This window comes from Mesorhizobium loti (genome assembly GCF_003148495.1).
Taxonomy (GTDB): Bacteria; Pseudomonadota; Alphaproteobacteria; order Rhizobiales; family Rhizobiaceae; genus Mesorhizobium; species Mesorhizobium loti.
The window spans coordinates 388,327-401,304 of the sequence record NZ_QGGH01000005.1 but is presented as its reverse complement, the minus strand read 5'-3'; the positions used below and the strand labels follow the sequence as shown (position 1 = coordinate 401,304).

Sequence of the window (12,978 nt, the reverse complement as noted above, 5' to 3'; positions counted from 1 at the left end):
TTCTTGTCCTCAGGCCGATTTGCGTTTGGGCGCGCTGGCTTTCGGTTTGGCGCGCTTCACCGCCAGTTTGGCTTTCGCGGAAGAAGCCTTCGTCGAGCTGCCATCCGACGACAGGCTCTTCTTCAGCGCGTCGAACAGATTGACGACATTGGAGGGTTTGGGCGCTGCCTTGGCCGTGGGCGCCTTCTTGCCAGCCTTCTTGGCGCGGATCAGCTCCAGCAGTGCGTCCTCGTATTTGTCATCGAATTTCGAGGGATCGAACTTGGCCTTCTTCCTGTCGATGATCAGCTCGGCCAGATCGGTCATCTCCTGATCGGTCTTTACCGCCTTGATGTCGCCAAACACGGTGTCCGGCTGGCGCACCGTGTTGTCGTAACGCAGCGTCGTCAGCACCATGCCTTTGCCCAGCGGTTCGATGACCACCGGGCGCTCGCGTTGATAGAGCACGATGCGCGCCAGTCCGGCCATCTTCTTGCCCGCCATCGCATCACGGATGACGGCGAACGCCTCCTCCGACACCTTGTCGGCCGGCGCGACATAATAGGGCGTGTCGAGGTAGATCTGCTGGATCGAGGCTTTGTCGACGAAACCGTCGAGCGCCATCGTGTGCGAGGATTCGATCTGCACCGCCTCGATCTCGTCTTCCTCGATATGGACGAAATCGCCGTCGCTGACTTCGTAACCCTTGATCTCGTCGTCGTCGCCGAGCGGCTTGCCGGTTTCGGAATCGACATAGATGCGTTTCACCGTGTTGCCGGTCTTGCGGTTCAGCACCCGGAACGAGACCTTCTCGGTGTGGGTGACGACATTGGTCAGCTCGACGGCACAGGTGACCAGCGACAGCTTCAGATAGCCCTTCCAGGCTGGACGCGGCGCCATGATATCTTCCCTTCCACAACCAGATGAAGGTGAGAACGGACAGAGCCCGCTCCAGTTCCGCGCTCCCGCGCCGATCTGGATGCCAAGCGCGCCCGAGGCGTTCTGGCCGCCCGCACGGAAATTTCACTGAGGCAGCCAAAGTTGAAACAGAACCGCGCGCGGGCGACATTCAAACGAAACATATGTGATGGAAAAGTCACATTGGGTGGAATGCCGACCAACTGCACGGAAAGACCCCGAATCAGCCGCATTCCAGCCACGAAGCAAGGCATTTTCGACCAGATATTAACATCACGTTCACCGACTATTCACGCCTCGACGCTATGATGACCGCAATTCGGAAGGGACATCCGAAAATCGGGACAGGGACAAGGTAAATGAACTTCCTCGCGCACCTCATCGGCTATGCCGCCGCCATCCGCGAATTCGTCGCGCCGACCTATCGGCCCGAGCGCTATTACATGCGTGGCCCCGGCCCGGCCTGCGCCCGTCGCGGCAACTCGCTCGGCGTGAGCGCGCACTGATCATGGCTTTCGAAAATCGCCACGACAGCCGGATCTGCAGGCCGGCCGCCTCTACCCGCGCCACCACCTATCGCGCCGAGCGTCCCGCTCTCGCCGACAGGCGGCGTGCGACATCGCCACGGCTTTGATACCGCCATCGGCTGGCTTAGTGTCCTAAGGGCACAAGCAGCCGAGGCCCGCGTGACCGACCTTCCCCAGTCAAGCCGTCGCAAGTCAAGCTGTCCCTCCGAAACATCCTTCGATGCACGCCAGCCGCTGATCGTCTTCGATGGCGTCTGCGTGTTGTGCTCCAGCTTCGTGCGCATGGTGGTCAGGCTCGACCACCAAGGCCGCTTCCGCTTTGGGTGCGGGCGCCTTCGATGCCCTTGCCGTAGATTTCCGACAGCGCCACGCCGAGCGGACAATAGACACCGGACGTGCCGCCGGTCAGCACATTGATGAATTCCTGCGCCTTGGCTGAAATAGCGCCCAGGCCAAGCGAGACCGCCACCGCGCCGGCCGCAATGAATTTCGTCCTGAAATGGAACATGGTGATTTCCTCCCTGAAATGTCTGCGCCGCCGCCCTCCTCGGCGCGGGCGGGGCGAGTTTAGACGGCAGACGGCAAATGCCAACCAGCAATTGCACTCCATTAGACGAACGGTTGAGTGCTGCCGCGGTGGGCGCCGGCTTGCGCATGACACGACCAAGGCCGAAAGATTTTTCCAGCGCCTGTCGAAATCGGCCGAGACCGCACGACATAGGGTCGGCCCGCACGGAGCGGCCGTTCGACAAAACGGGAGAAGACCATGCGATACATGCTTTTGATCTACAATGACGAGGCCGCGACGGCGAATGCGCCGCGCGACAAGACCGAGCAGGTCCTCGCGGCCTATGGCGCCTATACCGAAGCGTTGAAGAAATCCGGCGCATGGCTGGCCGGCGACCGGCTGCGCCCGACCCAGGCGGCGGCCTCGGTGCGGATGGCCAACGGCAACACCAACGTGCTCGATGGCCCCTATGCCGACACCAAGGAGCAACTTGCCGGCTTCTACATGATCGAGGCGACCGACATCGACACGGCCATCGAATGGGGTGGACGCTGTCCGGCAGCCAGCACCGGCACGGTCGAGGTACGCCCGATCTGGGAAATGACCGAGTACCTGTCCGAGAAATGACCGAAACGCCCCGACGGCGCCGAATGATTTTTCGCGGCGCCTGTCGAAATCGGTCCAGGCCACGCGACATAGGGTCGGCCAGCAACGAAGCGGCCTTCGAGAAAACGGGAGAAGACCCATGCGATACATGCTTTTGATCTACGTCAACGAAGCCGCGATGGCGGCCGCGCCGACCGATAAGACCTACGAGATCAGCGCAGCCTATGGCGCCTATACCGAGGCGTTGAAGAAATCCGGCGCCTGGCTGGCCGGCGACCGGTTGAAGCCGACCCAGGCCGCCACTTCGGTGCGGATGGCCAACGGCAAGACCAACGTGCTCGACGGCCCCTACGCCGACACCAAGGAGCAGCTCGCCGGTTTCTACATGATCGAGGCTGAGGACGCCGATGCCGCTATCGCCTGGGCAGCGCGCTGCCCCGCCGCCAGCGCCGGCACGGTCGAGCTGCGGCCGATCTGGGAACAGACCATGTGATGGAGAATGGCCTGGAGATCGCGCGGGCGGCGGCGGAAGTCGCCGCCAGGCAAAGCTACGGCAAGCTGGTCGCCTGGCTCGCGGCGCGCACGCGCGACGTGGCCGGCGCCGAGGATGCGCTGGCCGATGCCTTCGCCGCCGCACTGGAGCGATGGCCTCAAACCGGCGTGCCCAGGAAACCGGAAGCCTGGCTGCTGGCGGTGGCAAGGCGGCGCCGCGTCGATGCGGTGCGGCGGCGGCTGACCAGCGAGGCCGGCCGCGAGCATCTCAAGCTGATTGCCGAGGAGGCGGAGGCGCACATGACCGACGAAGACCTGCCCGACGAACGGCTGCGGCTGATGTTCGCCTGCGCCCATCCGGCGATCGAATCGAGCGTGCGTTCGCCGCTCATCCTGCAGACCGTGCTGGGGTTCGACGCGGCGACGATCGCCTCTGCCTTCCTGGTCTCGCCGGCAACGATGAGCCAGCGCCTGGTGCGCGCCAAGACCCGCATCCGTGAGACCGGCATTCCGTTCCGCGTGCCGGAGCGGGCTGAACTCGGCGAACGGCTGGATGCGGTGCTGGAAGCGATCTACGCCGCCTTCGCCGAAGGCTGGTCCGAACCCGCGGGCACCGAGACGCAGCGCCGCAATCTGGCGACCGAAGGCATTTGGCTCGGCCGGCTGGTGGCTTCGCTGTTGCCGGAAGAGCCCGAGGCGCTTGGCCTATTGTCGCTGATGCTGTTTGCCGAGGCGCGCCGCGCCGCACGGCGCGATACGGCCGGGGATTACGTGCCGCTGGCTGAGCAGGACTATACGCTCTGGGATCGCGCTTTGGTCGATGAGGCGGAAGCGTTGCTCAGCCGCGCCGCCACCATGGGCGTCATCGGCCGCTACCAGCTTGAGGCGGCCGTGCAGTCCGCACATGCAGCACGACGGCTGACCGGCCGCACCGACTGGGCGGCGATCCGCGAGCTCTACGACGCGCTGCTTTCGATCACAGGATCGCCGGTGGTGGCGATCAACCGCGCGGTGGCGATTGCCGAGGCCGAGGGCGCCGTGGCCGGATTGGCGGCCCTTTACGTGCTGGGCGACGACAAGCGGCTTGATGACTATCAGCCCTATTGGGCAGCCCGCGCCGGTCTGCTGGCCAGGCTCGGTCAGGTGCCACAGGCAACCGACGCCTATGATCGGGCGATCGGCCTTGAACGCGATCCGGCGGTGCGCCGCTTCCTGCAAGGAAAACGGGCGGTGCTCAGAAATTGAGCCGCGCCACCGGCCGTCCGTTCAGCCTGGCCACATCTCATGCGATGTGTTGAGCGTCTTCATCAGCGGGTTGTCGCGCAGTTTCGACCACAGGCGTTCAATGTTCGGCCATGCCGTCCGCGCTTTGTCGACGTCGGGATGCCAGGCCACCAGCATGACGAGGTAAATGTCGGCCAGTGACAGCTGGGAGCCGACCAGCCAGTCACGGCCTTGGAGAGCGGCATCCAGAACGGCAAAGCCTCGGTCCATCTCGGCGACGGCTGCCTGCTTGACCGCCTTGGTGCCGTCCGGATCGGCCGTGTATCGATACGCGTAGTAGAAACGCAGCACCGCCGGATAGAGCACCGACGACATGAAGGTCATCCAGCGCAGGAAGTCGGCACGGGCAGGCGTGTCGACAGCCGGCGCCAGGCCGGCATTGGGGTGACGCTCGGCAAGCAGGATGCAGATCGCCGCCGATTCGGTCATCGAGCTTCCGTCCGGCAAGGTCAGCACCGGAACCTGGTTCAACGGACTGATGCCCAGGAAGGCCGGATCGGGTCTGTCCGTCTTCGGTACGTCGATCTGCTCGAACGGTACGTTCGCCAGCACCAGCGCAGCCTCGACGACGAAGCCGCCGCTGCCTGGGCGGGTGTAGAGCTTGTACATGGAATCCTCCCCCGGCCCGCGCTAAGCAAGCCGGGAGCGATATGAACCGGAAGCGGTGTCGCGCTCAAGCCGCTGATGGCGGCCACAGACGGTTTTTCAGCGGGCCAGCTTGGTCACGAAGAAGCGTCGGACTACGAGCCCAACCCCTCGAACAGGATCGTCGACAGATAGCGCTCGGCGAAGGATGGGATGATCACCACAAGGTTCTTGCCCTTGTTCTCCGGCCGCGAGCCGACGACGATGGCCGCCTGCAGGGCGGCGCCCGACGAGATGCCGACCGGCACGCCTTCGAGGCGGGCGACGAGGCGGGCATTGGCGACCGAATCCTCGTTCGAGACCTTGACGATCTCGTCATAGATCGTCGTGTCGAGGATTTTGGGCGCAAAGCCGGCGCCGATGCCCTGGATCTTGTGCGGGCCGGGCTGGCCGCCCGACAGCACCGGTGAGGATTCCGGCTCGACTGCGACGACATGCACCGAAGGCTTGCGCTTCTTCAGCACCTGGCCGACGCCCGTGATGGTGCCGCCGGTGCCGATGCCGGCGACGAAGATATCGACCTCGCCATGCGTGTCGTTCCAGATCTCCTCGGCCGTCGTCGTGCGGTGGATTTCCGGGTTGGCCGGATTCTCGAACTGCTGCGGGATGATCGCATTGGGGATCGTCGCTGCCAGTTCGTCGGCCTTGGCGATGGCGCCCTTCATGCCTTTCGGACCCTCGGTCAGCACCAGCTCGGCGCCGAGCAGCGCCAGCATTTTCCTGCGTTCGATCGACATCGTTTCCGGCATCGTCAGGATCAGCTTGTAGCCCTTGGCGGCAGCGGCGAAGGCCAGCGCGATGCCGGTGTTGCCGGACGTCGGTTCGATCAGCGTGGTCTTGCCGGGAGAAATCTTGCCGGACGCCTCCAGCGCCTCGATCATCGCCACGCCGATACGGTCCTTGACCGAAGCGATCGGATTGAAGAATTCGAGCTTGGCAATAAGATTGGCGACGATGCCCTTTTCCTTGGCGAACTTGTCGAGCCGCACCAGCGGCGTGTCGCCGATCGTGTCGGTGATGGAATCGTAGACGCGGCCGCGACCGGGCACGCGGGCTGATGTGACGGGCTTGTTCATTGGTTTCGCTCCCAGAATTTCAGGCAAGTGGAATTGCAGCCGGCAAGATAGGGCTTTCAGCCGCGCAACATAAGCTGTCGGCCGAAAATATCCGAGTGGGGCCTGTGTCGAAAACGTCTCCGCCGCGGAAAAGCATTTCCCGCAAAGGCCTGTTGGCGAAATGCTTTGGCCGAGAGCCCTTTATTGGCGGGCGGCAATCGCTGCAGCAGCACCAACCATGAAGCCCGCGGCCGTGCGGTTCAGCGCCTTGAGCGCGCGCGGCGATTTCAGGAACCAGCGCGCCTTGGCAGCCAGCGCCAGATACGGCACCAGCACCACCAAGAGCACGACGACCGTCAGCGCAACGAGAATGCCATAATCGGCCAGCGTGATGGTCTTCAGGTCGACGATGGTCGGCGTGATGGCGAGGTAGAAGATCATCGTCTTCGGATTGCCGAGCGTGACGGTCAGGCCGGCGACGAAGCTCGACAGCAACCCGCCTTTGCCCTTCCTCGCCTCGACGGTCTCGGGCGTGATGCCGCTGTTCCAGAAACGCCAGCCGAGGAATGCGAGATAGACGACGCCGAGCCATTTGATGGCGAGAAAAACCATGCCGAAAGTTTGCGCGACGAAAGCGAGGCCGAGCACCACGGCGGTCAGGTAGGTGAGGTCGCCAACCATCAGGCCAAAGGACATGGCAAGCGCCGAGCGAAAGCCGGAACCGAGCGCGCGCGCAATGAGCGCGGTGAGCCCGGGACCGGGAATGGCTGCGGCGACGCCGAGAGCGGCACTGTAGGCGAGGAATCCGGTGAGGGTCACGGTTGTGGTCTCAGATGAGAGCGCTTTATCGCATGGGACCGGCCAAGATTGAATTCGCTGGAGTCGGATTCTATTGCACCAGATATCGGGGGCCTCGCCTTACGAAGCCCCCTCATCCGGCCGCTTCGCGGCCACCTTCTCCCCGTGGGGGAGAAGAGACGGGCGCCAGCGCCTGCTGACTCCTCTCCCCTCGGGGAGAGGTCGGATTGCCCCGAATTGCATTTGCAATTCGGTTTTGGCAATCCGGGTGAGGGGGGCTGCGCTGTCCTTACGACCGACCGTCGTCATGGGTGACACGCCATATGGTGCCGTTGCCGTCCTCGGTCACGATCAGCGCGCCGTCGTTCGCCACCGCCACGCCGACCGGTCGACCCCAGACTTCGCCGCTGGAGACGACGAAGCCGGTGATAAAATCCTCATACTCGCCGGTCGGCTTGCCATCCTTGAACAGCAATCTCACCACCTTGTAGCCGGTCCTGTTGCCGCGGTTCCATGAACCATGCAGAGCGACGAAGGCGTCGCCTTGGTATTCGGCCGGAAAGGTCTTCCCGTCGTAGAAGGCGATGTTGAGCGGCGCCGAATGCGCCTGCATCAGTACATCGGGAATATCAGCCTTGCCGGCAAGGTTGGGGCGCTCGCCCTTGCGGCGCGGATCCTCGTTGTTGCCGATATAGTACCAGGGCCAGCCATAGAAGGCGCCGTCCTTGACCACTGTTGCATATTCGGACGGCACATTGTCGCCGAGCCCATCGCGCTCATTGACGACACACCACAGCGCGCCGGTCGCCGGCTGCACGGTCATGCCCGAACAGTTGCGCAGGCCGGTGGCGACGATGCGTCCGTTCTTGCCGTCCGGATCGAAGGCCAGCACGTCGGCGCGGCCGTCTTCAGAGCCCCATGTGGCGCCGAGCGGCTTCGACTTCGCCCAGGCGTCGAGTCCGCCCTCCGGTTCCTTGCCCATATCCTCGGCGACATTCGATCCCGAGCCGACCGACAGATAAAGCGTCTTGCCGTCCGGCGAAAAAGCGATGTCGCGCGTCCAGTGATGATTGGCAGGGATGTTGTCGATGATGGTTTCCGGATCGCCTGATGCCTTCAGGTCGCCCTTGCGATAGGCAAAGCGCACGACGCTGTCGCTGTTGGCGACATAGACCCATTGCGGATCATTGCCCGGCGGATAGAAGGCGATGCCATAGGGCTGGTTGAGGTTGCCGGCAAAGATGCCGTCCTGCGCCGGCTTTGCGCTGCCCTCGGCCAGGCGATAGACGCGGACCTGGTTGGCCTCGCTGTCGGCGACGAACAGGTCGCCATTCGGCGCCACGCGCACGACGCGCGGATTGTCGATGCCTGACGCGATCAGCTCGGCCGAAAAGCCCTGCGGCAGCTTGGGCTTGGCGCCCGCCGGCCTTTCGGCGAGGTCGGCGCTGTTCGAGGCGGATTTGGTGACGTAGGGCTTCGGCAGATCGTTCGACCTGATCAGGCGGCGCACCCCCGGCCGGTCGGCGCGCCAGTCGCCGAAAGCGGCCGCGCCTTTCAACACGGGCTCGTCTGCCTGCTGGGCGAATGCCGTTGTGGTGACAAACAGGGTGGCGGAAATAGCCAGCCCGGCGAAACGGATCATCCTGCCCTCCAACATTTGGCCGTGAAGACAGCAACGGGCGGCTTCGCCGATCGTTCCGTGGCACACGATGCGTTGAAGGAAGGCCCCGATCTCCGGATTCAGGTTCCGGCAGCGTAGAAATCGTCGTCGAGGCGTTTTTCCAGCTCGACGAGGTCGGCCGGCAGCGGCAGGCCCATGGCGCGCATTTCCCGCAGCTTTTCGCGCAACTGTTCCTGGATTTCGTGCTGGTCTTCCGGCTGGTTGACCATCTCCTCCAGCAGCAGGCTGATCCGGGCCTTGAATTCTTCGAGCGCCATCGTCGTCTCCTCGGTTAGATCAGCTCAACGGAGCATGCGGGATATCAGCTGCGCGGTGTAATCCACCATCGGCACGATGCGCGCGTAATTCAGCCGGGTTGGACCGATGACGCCGAGCGCGCCGACGACGCGGGCATCCTTGTCGCGATAGGGGGCTACCACCAGCGACGAGCCCGACAGCGAAAACAGCTTGTTTTCCGAGCCGATGAAGATGCGCACGCCCGAGCCCTGCTCGGCGAGGTCGAGCAGCTGGATCAGCCCGTCCTGCGTCTCCATGTCCTCGAACAGATGCCGCAACAATTCGATGTCGGCCTGGGCAGTGACGTTTTCCAGCAGATTGGCGCGGCCGCGCACGATGAGTCGCGCCGGCAGGCCGCTGTCGGCGCCGGCCCACACCGCCAGCCCCTTCTCGACCAGGTCCTGCGACAGCGTATCGAGTGCAGCCCTGGTCTCTTCCTTGATGCGGGCGATCTCGATCCGCGCCTCGGCCAGCGTGCGGCCGCGGATATGGGCGTTGAGGAAATTCGAGGCCTCGTGCAATTGCGAGACGGTGATGCCGACGGGCAGTTCGACGACGCGGTTTTCGACGTCGCCGTTCTGCGACACCAGCACCGCCAGTGCCTTGGTCGGCTCAAGCTGGATGAATTCGATGTGCTTCAGCGCCACCTCGTTCTTGGCGGCCAGCACCAGGCCGGCGCCGCGCGACATGCCCGACAACATCTGGCTGGCCTCGGTCAGCATGTGCTCCAGCGTCGCGCCGGAGCCCGACGCCCGCACCTGTGCCTCGATGGCGCGGCGCTCCTCGTCGGAAAGGTCGCCAAGCTCCATGAAGGCGTCGACGAAGAAACGCAGGCCGGCCTGCGTCGGCAGCCGGCCGGCCGAGATGTGCGGCGCGTAGATCAGGCCGAGATGCTCGAGGTCGCTCATCACATTACGGACGGTCGCCGGCGACAGCGAGGACGGCAGGATGCGCGACAGGCTGCGTGATCCCACGGGTTCACCGTCCCTGAGATAGGAATCGACGATGCGCCGGAAGATGTCGCGGGAACGCATGTCGAGCGACTGAAGCGCGGGCGACTGCGAACTCGGATCGACTGCCTTGGTCATACGGCCAAAAACCTCCGGCCCAAGATATAGACTTCGCCGCGGCCCGCGCAACCCGGTGTCTTTGTGAGATCACCCGGTGTCTGTGTCAGATGACCCGGCCATTTTCCTTTGCGCCACGCGTCCCATGCGGTTACAAGCCGGCCAAGATTCCGAAAAATGACAAGAAAGCAGCCTGAATGCGCCCTTCCAAACGCCAATTCGACGAAATGCGCGCCATCTCCTTCGAGCGCGGCGTCTCCAAGCATGCCGAAGGCTCATGCCTGGTGAAGTTCGGCGACACGCATGTCCTGTGCACGGCCAGCCTCGAGGAAAAAGTGCCAGGCTGGATGCGCAATTCCGGCAAGGGCTGGGTGACGGCGGAATACGGCATGCTGCCGCGCTCGACCGGCGAGCGCATGCGCCGCGAGGCTTCGGCCGGCAAGCAGGGCGGCCGCACGCTGGAAATCCAGCGGCTGATCGGCCGCTCCTTGCGCGCCGTGGTCGACCTGCAGGCGCTGGGCGAGCAGCAGATCACCGTCGACTGCGACGTCATCCAGGCCGATGGCGGCACCCGCACCGCCTCGATCACCGGCGGCTGGGTGGCGCTGTATGACTGCCTGCGCTGGATGGAAGCGCGCCAGATGGCCAGTGTCGCCAAGGTGCTGAAGGACCATGTCGCGGCGATCTCCTGCGGCATCCATGATGGCCAGCCGGTCATCGACCTCGACTATATCGAGGATTCCTCGGCCGGCACCGACGCCAATTTCGTCATGACCGGCAAGGGTGGCATCGTCGAGATCCAGGGCACCGCCGAGGGCGAGCCTTTCTCCGAAGATCAGTTCGCGGAATTGATGGGCCTGGCCAAGAAAGGCATCCAGCGCCTGGTCAGCCTGCAGCAGATGGCAGTGGCTTGACGGTTTTCTGGTGACCCCCTCCGCCATCCTGGAATCTGCCCTCTACGTCACCGATCTGGCGGCGGCGGAAGAATTCTATGTCGGCGTCCTCGGGCTCGACCTGCTCGGCAAGGTTGACGGCAGGCACCTCTTCTTCCGCTGCGGACCGGGCGTGCTGCTCGTCTTCAATGCCGAGGCGACGAAGGTGCCGCCGGCCCCCGACGCCAGGCTGCCGGTCCCGCCGCACGGCGCTGTCGGCGAGGGTCATCTGTGCTTTGCGGCGACCGCCGACGAAATCGTGCGCTGGAAAGCTCATCTGGAGGTGAAGAAGATCCCCATTGAAAGCGAATTCGAGTGGCCGCAAGGCGGCCATTCGATCTATATACGCGACCCCTCGGGCAATTCGATCGAATTTGCCGAGCCACGAATCTGGGGCCTTTGATGCATTCTCTTGATGGCAAGAAGATCGTTGTCGCCAGCCACAATGCCGGCAAGCTGCGCGAATTCGCCGACCTGATGGGGCCGTTCGGCTTCGAAGCCAAGTCGGCCAAGGAGTATGGCCTGCCGGAGCCGGATGAGACCGGCACCACCTTCGAGGAGAACGCCTACATCAAGGCGCTCGCCGCAGCCCAGGCGACCGGCCTGCCGGCGCTGTCGGACGATTCCGGCCTGTGCGTCGACGCGCTCGACGGCGCGCCCGGCGTCTACACCGCCAACTGGGCCGAAACCCCCGACGGCTCGCGCGATTTCGGCATGGCCATGCAACGCACCGAAGTGGCGTTGCAGGAAGTCGGCGCGGCCTTGCCACAACAGCGCAAAGGCCGCTTCGTCGCCGTCATCTGCCTGGCGTTCCCCGACGGCGAGGCGGAATACTATCGCGGCGAGGCCGAAGGCACGCTGGTCTGGCCGCCACGCGGCGAGCTCGGCTTCGGCTATGATCCGGTGTTCCTGCCCGATGGCTTCGAAAAAACCTTCGGCGAGATGAGCGCTGAGGAAAAACACGGCTGGAAGCCCGGCCAGCCGACGGCGCTGTCGCACCGCGCCCGCGCTTTCCAGAAATTCGCCAAAGCGAGATTGGGCTCGGCATGAGCATGCTGCTCGACCGGACGCCCGGCTTCGGCGTCTATGTCCATTGGCCGTTCTGCGCAGCCAAATGCCCCTATTGCGACTTCAACAGCCATGTCCGCCACCAGCCAGTCGACCAGGACCGCTTCGCCAGTGCCTTCGAGGCCGAGTTGGCGACGATGCGCGAGCGCACCGGGCCGCGCGAGGTGACCAGCATTTTTCTCGGCGGCGGCACGCCGTCGCTGATGAAGCCGGAAACGGTGGCCAGGGTTCTGGACGCGGTGGCGAAGAACTGGACGGTGCCCGATGGCATCGAGGTGACGCTCGAGGCCAATCCGTCCTCGGTCGAGGCCGAACGCTTTCGCGGCTACCGGGCAGCCGGGGTCAATCGCGTCTCGCTCGGCGTGCAGGCGCTGAACGACAAGGATCTGCGCTTCCTCGGCCGGCTGCACAACGTTGAAGAGGCCCTGCACGCCATCGGCCTGGCGCGAGAAATCTTTCCGCGGCTGTCCTTCGATCTGATCTATGCCCGGCCTGGCCAGACGCCGGAGGCTTGGGCATCGGAGCTGGAACAGGCGATCGGCCATGCCGCCGACCACCTGTCGCTCTACCAGCTGACCATCGAGGAAGGCACGCCCTTCCACGCTCTGCATGCGGCGAAGAAATTCATCATCCCCGACAACGACCACGCCGCCGATCTCTATGCGCTGACGCAGGAGATCACATCGGCGCATGGCCTGCCGGCCTATGAGATTTCCAACCACGCCAGGCCGGGCGCAGAAAGCCGGCACAACCTGACCTACTGGCGCTATGGCGAATATGTCGGGGTCGGGCCGGGCGCGCATGGCCGTTTCGTCGAGAATGGCCGCCGCACGGTCACGATCGCCGAGCGGATGCCGGAAACCTGGGCCAATCTGATAGAGGCCAAAGGCCATGGCGTCACCGGCGGCGAGATCCTGACGCGCTCGGAAGAGGCCGACGAGTTCCTGCTGATGGGCCTGCGGCTGGCCGAGGGCATCGACCTCTCCCGCTACGAGGCGTTCTCAGGACGCGGCCTGTCGAGCGCACGGCTGTCGATGCTGCAGGGCGAGGGTCTGGTGGCACCGATCGGCAATGCCCGGCTCCGCGCCACGCCGGCCGGCATGATCGTGCTCGACGCCGTGGTGGCCGATCTGGCGCGCTAA

At 64.3% G+C, this 12,978-nt stretch carries 15 protein-coding genes and 1 pseudogene; 8 read left to right on the top strand and 8 right to left on the bottom strand.

Annotation, left to right across the window (positions count from 1 at the left end):
* Positions 1 to 9 precede the first annotated feature (9 nt).
* Positions 10 to 879, bottom strand: a complete 870-nt coding sequence (gene ku, locus C8D77_RS21765; RefSeq protein WP_109667639.1) for a non-homologous end joining protein Ku — start codon at positions 877 to 879, stop codon at positions 10 to 12.
* A 377-nt stretch (positions 880 to 1,256) separates the two neighbouring features.
* Here ku and C8D77_RS21760 point away from each other — a divergent pair, with 377 nt between their 5' ends.
* Positions 1,257 to 1,403, top strand: coding sequence for a hypothetical protein (locus C8D77_RS21760; RefSeq protein ID WP_082525385.1), 147 nt, complete (start codon positions 1,257 to 1,259; stop codon positions 1,401 to 1,403).
* Positions 1,404 to 1,743: 340 nt separating this feature from the next.
* Here the strand turns inward: C8D77_RS21760 and C8D77_RS21750 are convergent.
* Positions 1,744 to 1,932 (bottom strand): annotated as a pseudogene (locus tag C8D77_RS21750) (TAXI family TRAP transporter solute-binding subunit); the annotation flags it as partial.
* A gap of 258 nt (positions 1,933 to 2,190) precedes the next feature.
* On the opposite strand from C8D77_RS21750, the gene C8D77_RS21745 reads away from it, so the two are divergent.
* The 3 genes from C8D77_RS21745 (at position 2,191) to C8D77_RS21735 (ending at position 4,275) form a co-directional block, all read left to right on the top strand.
* Positions 2,191 to 2,559 carry a YciI family protein gene (locus tag C8D77_RS21745; protein ID WP_109667638.1) on the top strand — a complete coding sequence of 123 codons (369 nt, stop codon included), beginning with the start codon at positions 2,191 to 2,193 and terminating at the stop codon, positions 2,557 to 2,559.
* Positions 2,560 to 2,677: 118 nt separating this feature from the next.
* A complete protein-coding gene (locus tag C8D77_RS21740) occupies positions 2,678 to 3,031 on the top strand; it encodes a YciI family protein (protein ID WP_056585399.1) in 354 nt (117 codons plus the stop codon).
* Positions 3,031 to 4,275 carry an RNA polymerase sigma factor gene (locus C8D77_RS21735; protein WP_109667637.1) on the top strand — a complete coding sequence of 415 codons (1,245 nt, stop codon included), beginning with the start codon at positions 3,031 to 3,033 and terminating at the stop codon, positions 4,273 to 4,275. Before C8D77_RS21740 ends, C8D77_RS21735 begins: the two co-directional genes overlap by 1 nt.
* A gap of 21 nt (positions 4,276 to 4,296) precedes the next feature.
* On the opposite strand, the gene C8D77_RS21730 is transcribed toward C8D77_RS21735, so the two are convergent.
* The 6 genes from C8D77_RS21730 to hrcA form a co-directional block, all read right to left on the bottom strand.
* Positions 4,297 to 4,923: a glutathione S-transferase family protein gene (locus C8D77_RS21730; protein ID WP_109667636.1), complete on the bottom strand. Its 627-nt coding sequence runs from the start codon at positions 4,921 to 4,923 to the stop codon at positions 4,297 to 4,299.
* A gap of 131 nt (positions 4,924 to 5,054) precedes the next feature.
* Entirely contained in the window at positions 5,055 to 6,035 is a 981-nt protein-coding gene (cysK, locus tag C8D77_RS21725) for a cysteine synthase A (RefSeq protein WP_109667634.1), read from the bottom strand.
* Between the two features lie 180 nt (positions 6,036 to 6,215).
* Entirely contained in the window at positions 6,216 to 6,833 is a 618-nt protein-coding gene (locus C8D77_RS21720; RefSeq protein ID WP_109667631.1) for a LysE family translocator, read from the bottom strand.
* A 268-nt stretch (positions 6,834 to 7,101) separates the two neighbouring features.
* The gene (locus tag C8D77_RS21715) at positions 7,102 to 8,454 is read right to left on the bottom strand and encodes a PQQ-dependent sugar dehydrogenase (protein ID WP_109667792.1); all 1,353 of its coding nucleotides are present in this window, start codon (positions 8,452 to 8,454) and stop codon (positions 7,102 to 7,104) included.
* A gap of 98 nt (positions 8,455 to 8,552) precedes the next feature.
* Entirely contained in the window at positions 8,553 to 8,750 is a 198-nt protein-coding gene (locus C8D77_RS21710) for a hypothetical protein (RefSeq protein WP_013528634.1), read from the bottom strand.
* A 24-nt stretch (positions 8,751 to 8,774) separates the two neighbouring features.
* Complete coding sequence (hrcA, locus tag C8D77_RS21705) at positions 8,775 to 9,857, bottom strand: heat-inducible transcriptional repressor HrcA (RefSeq protein ID WP_109667629.1); 1,083 nt, start codon at positions 9,855 to 9,857, stop codon at positions 8,775 to 8,777.
* Positions 9,858 to 10,033: 176 nt separating this feature from the next.
* On the opposite strand from hrcA, the gene rph reads away from it, so the two are divergent.
* Genes rph through hemW form a run of 4 tightly spaced genes read left to right on the top strand, consistent with a single transcriptional unit; the run spans position 10,034 to position 12,978 of the window.
* Positions 10,034 to 10,750, top strand: a complete 717-nt coding sequence (rph, locus tag C8D77_RS21700) for a ribonuclease PH (protein WP_109667625.1) — start codon at positions 10,034 to 10,036, stop codon at positions 10,748 to 10,750.
* 10 nt (positions 10,751 to 10,760) lie between these two features.
* On the top strand, positions 10,761 to 11,171 hold the full coding sequence (locus tag C8D77_RS21695) for a VOC family protein (protein WP_109667622.1): 411 nt from the start codon (positions 10,761 to 10,763) through the stop codon (positions 11,169 to 11,171).
* Entirely contained in the window at positions 11,171 to 11,818 is a 648-nt protein-coding gene (rdgB, locus tag C8D77_RS21690) for an RdgB/HAM1 family non-canonical purine NTP pyrophosphatase (protein ID WP_109667619.1), read from the top strand. The genes C8D77_RS21695 and rdgB overlap by 1 nt, the downstream gene beginning before the upstream one ends.
* Entirely contained in the window at positions 11,815 to 12,978 is a 1,164-nt protein-coding gene (gene hemW / locus C8D77_RS21685) for a radical SAM family heme chaperone HemW (protein WP_109667616.1), read from the top strand. The genes rdgB and hemW overlap by 4 nt, the downstream gene beginning before the upstream one ends.

Coding starts and splice junctions, on each gene's coding strand:
- C8D77_RS21735 (WP_109667637.1), top strand. CDS start 3,031: ATGGAGAATGGCCTGGAGATCGCGCGGGCGGCGGCGGAAGTCGCCGCC.
- cysK (WP_109667634.1), bottom strand. CDS start 6,035: ATGAACAAGCCCGTCACATCAGCCCGCGTGCCCGGTCGCGGCCGCGTC.
- C8D77_RS21715 (WP_109667792.1), bottom strand. CDS start 8,454: ATGATCCGTTTCGCCGGGCTGGCTATTTCCGCCACCCTGTTTGTCACC.
- hrcA (WP_109667629.1), bottom strand. CDS start 9,857: ATGACCAAGGCAGTCGATCCGAGTTCGCAGTCGCCCGCGCTTCAGTCG.
- C8D77_RS21760 (WP_082525385.1), top strand. CDS start 1,257: ATGAACTTCCTCGCGCACCTCATCGGCTATGCCGCCGCCATCCGCGAA.
- hemW (WP_109667616.1), top strand. CDS start 11,815: ATGAGCATGCTGCTCGACCGGACGCCCGGCTTCGGCGTCTATGTCCAT.
- C8D77_RS21730 (WP_109667636.1), bottom strand. CDS start 4,923: ATGTACAAGCTCTACACCCGCCCAGGCAGCGGCGGCTTCGTCGTCGAG.
- C8D77_RS21710 (WP_013528634.1), bottom strand. CDS start 8,750: ATGGCGCTCGAAGAATTCAAGGCCCGGATCAGCCTGCTGCTGGAGGAG.
- ku (WP_109667639.1), bottom strand. CDS start 879: ATGGCGCCGCGTCCAGCCTGGAAGGGCTATCTGAAGCTGTCGCTGGTC.
- rdgB (WP_109667619.1), top strand. CDS start 11,171: ATGCATTCTCTTGATGGCAAGAAGATCGTTGTCGCCAGCCACAATGCC.
- C8D77_RS21745 (WP_109667638.1), top strand. CDS start 2,191: ATGCGATACATGCTTTTGATCTACAATGACGAGGCCGCGACGGCGAAT.
- rph (WP_109667625.1), top strand. CDS start 10,034: ATGCGCCCTTCCAAACGCCAATTCGACGAAATGCGCGCCATCTCCTTC.
- C8D77_RS21740 (WP_056585399.1), top strand. CDS start 2,678: ATGCGATACATGCTTTTGATCTACGTCAACGAAGCCGCGATGGCGGCC.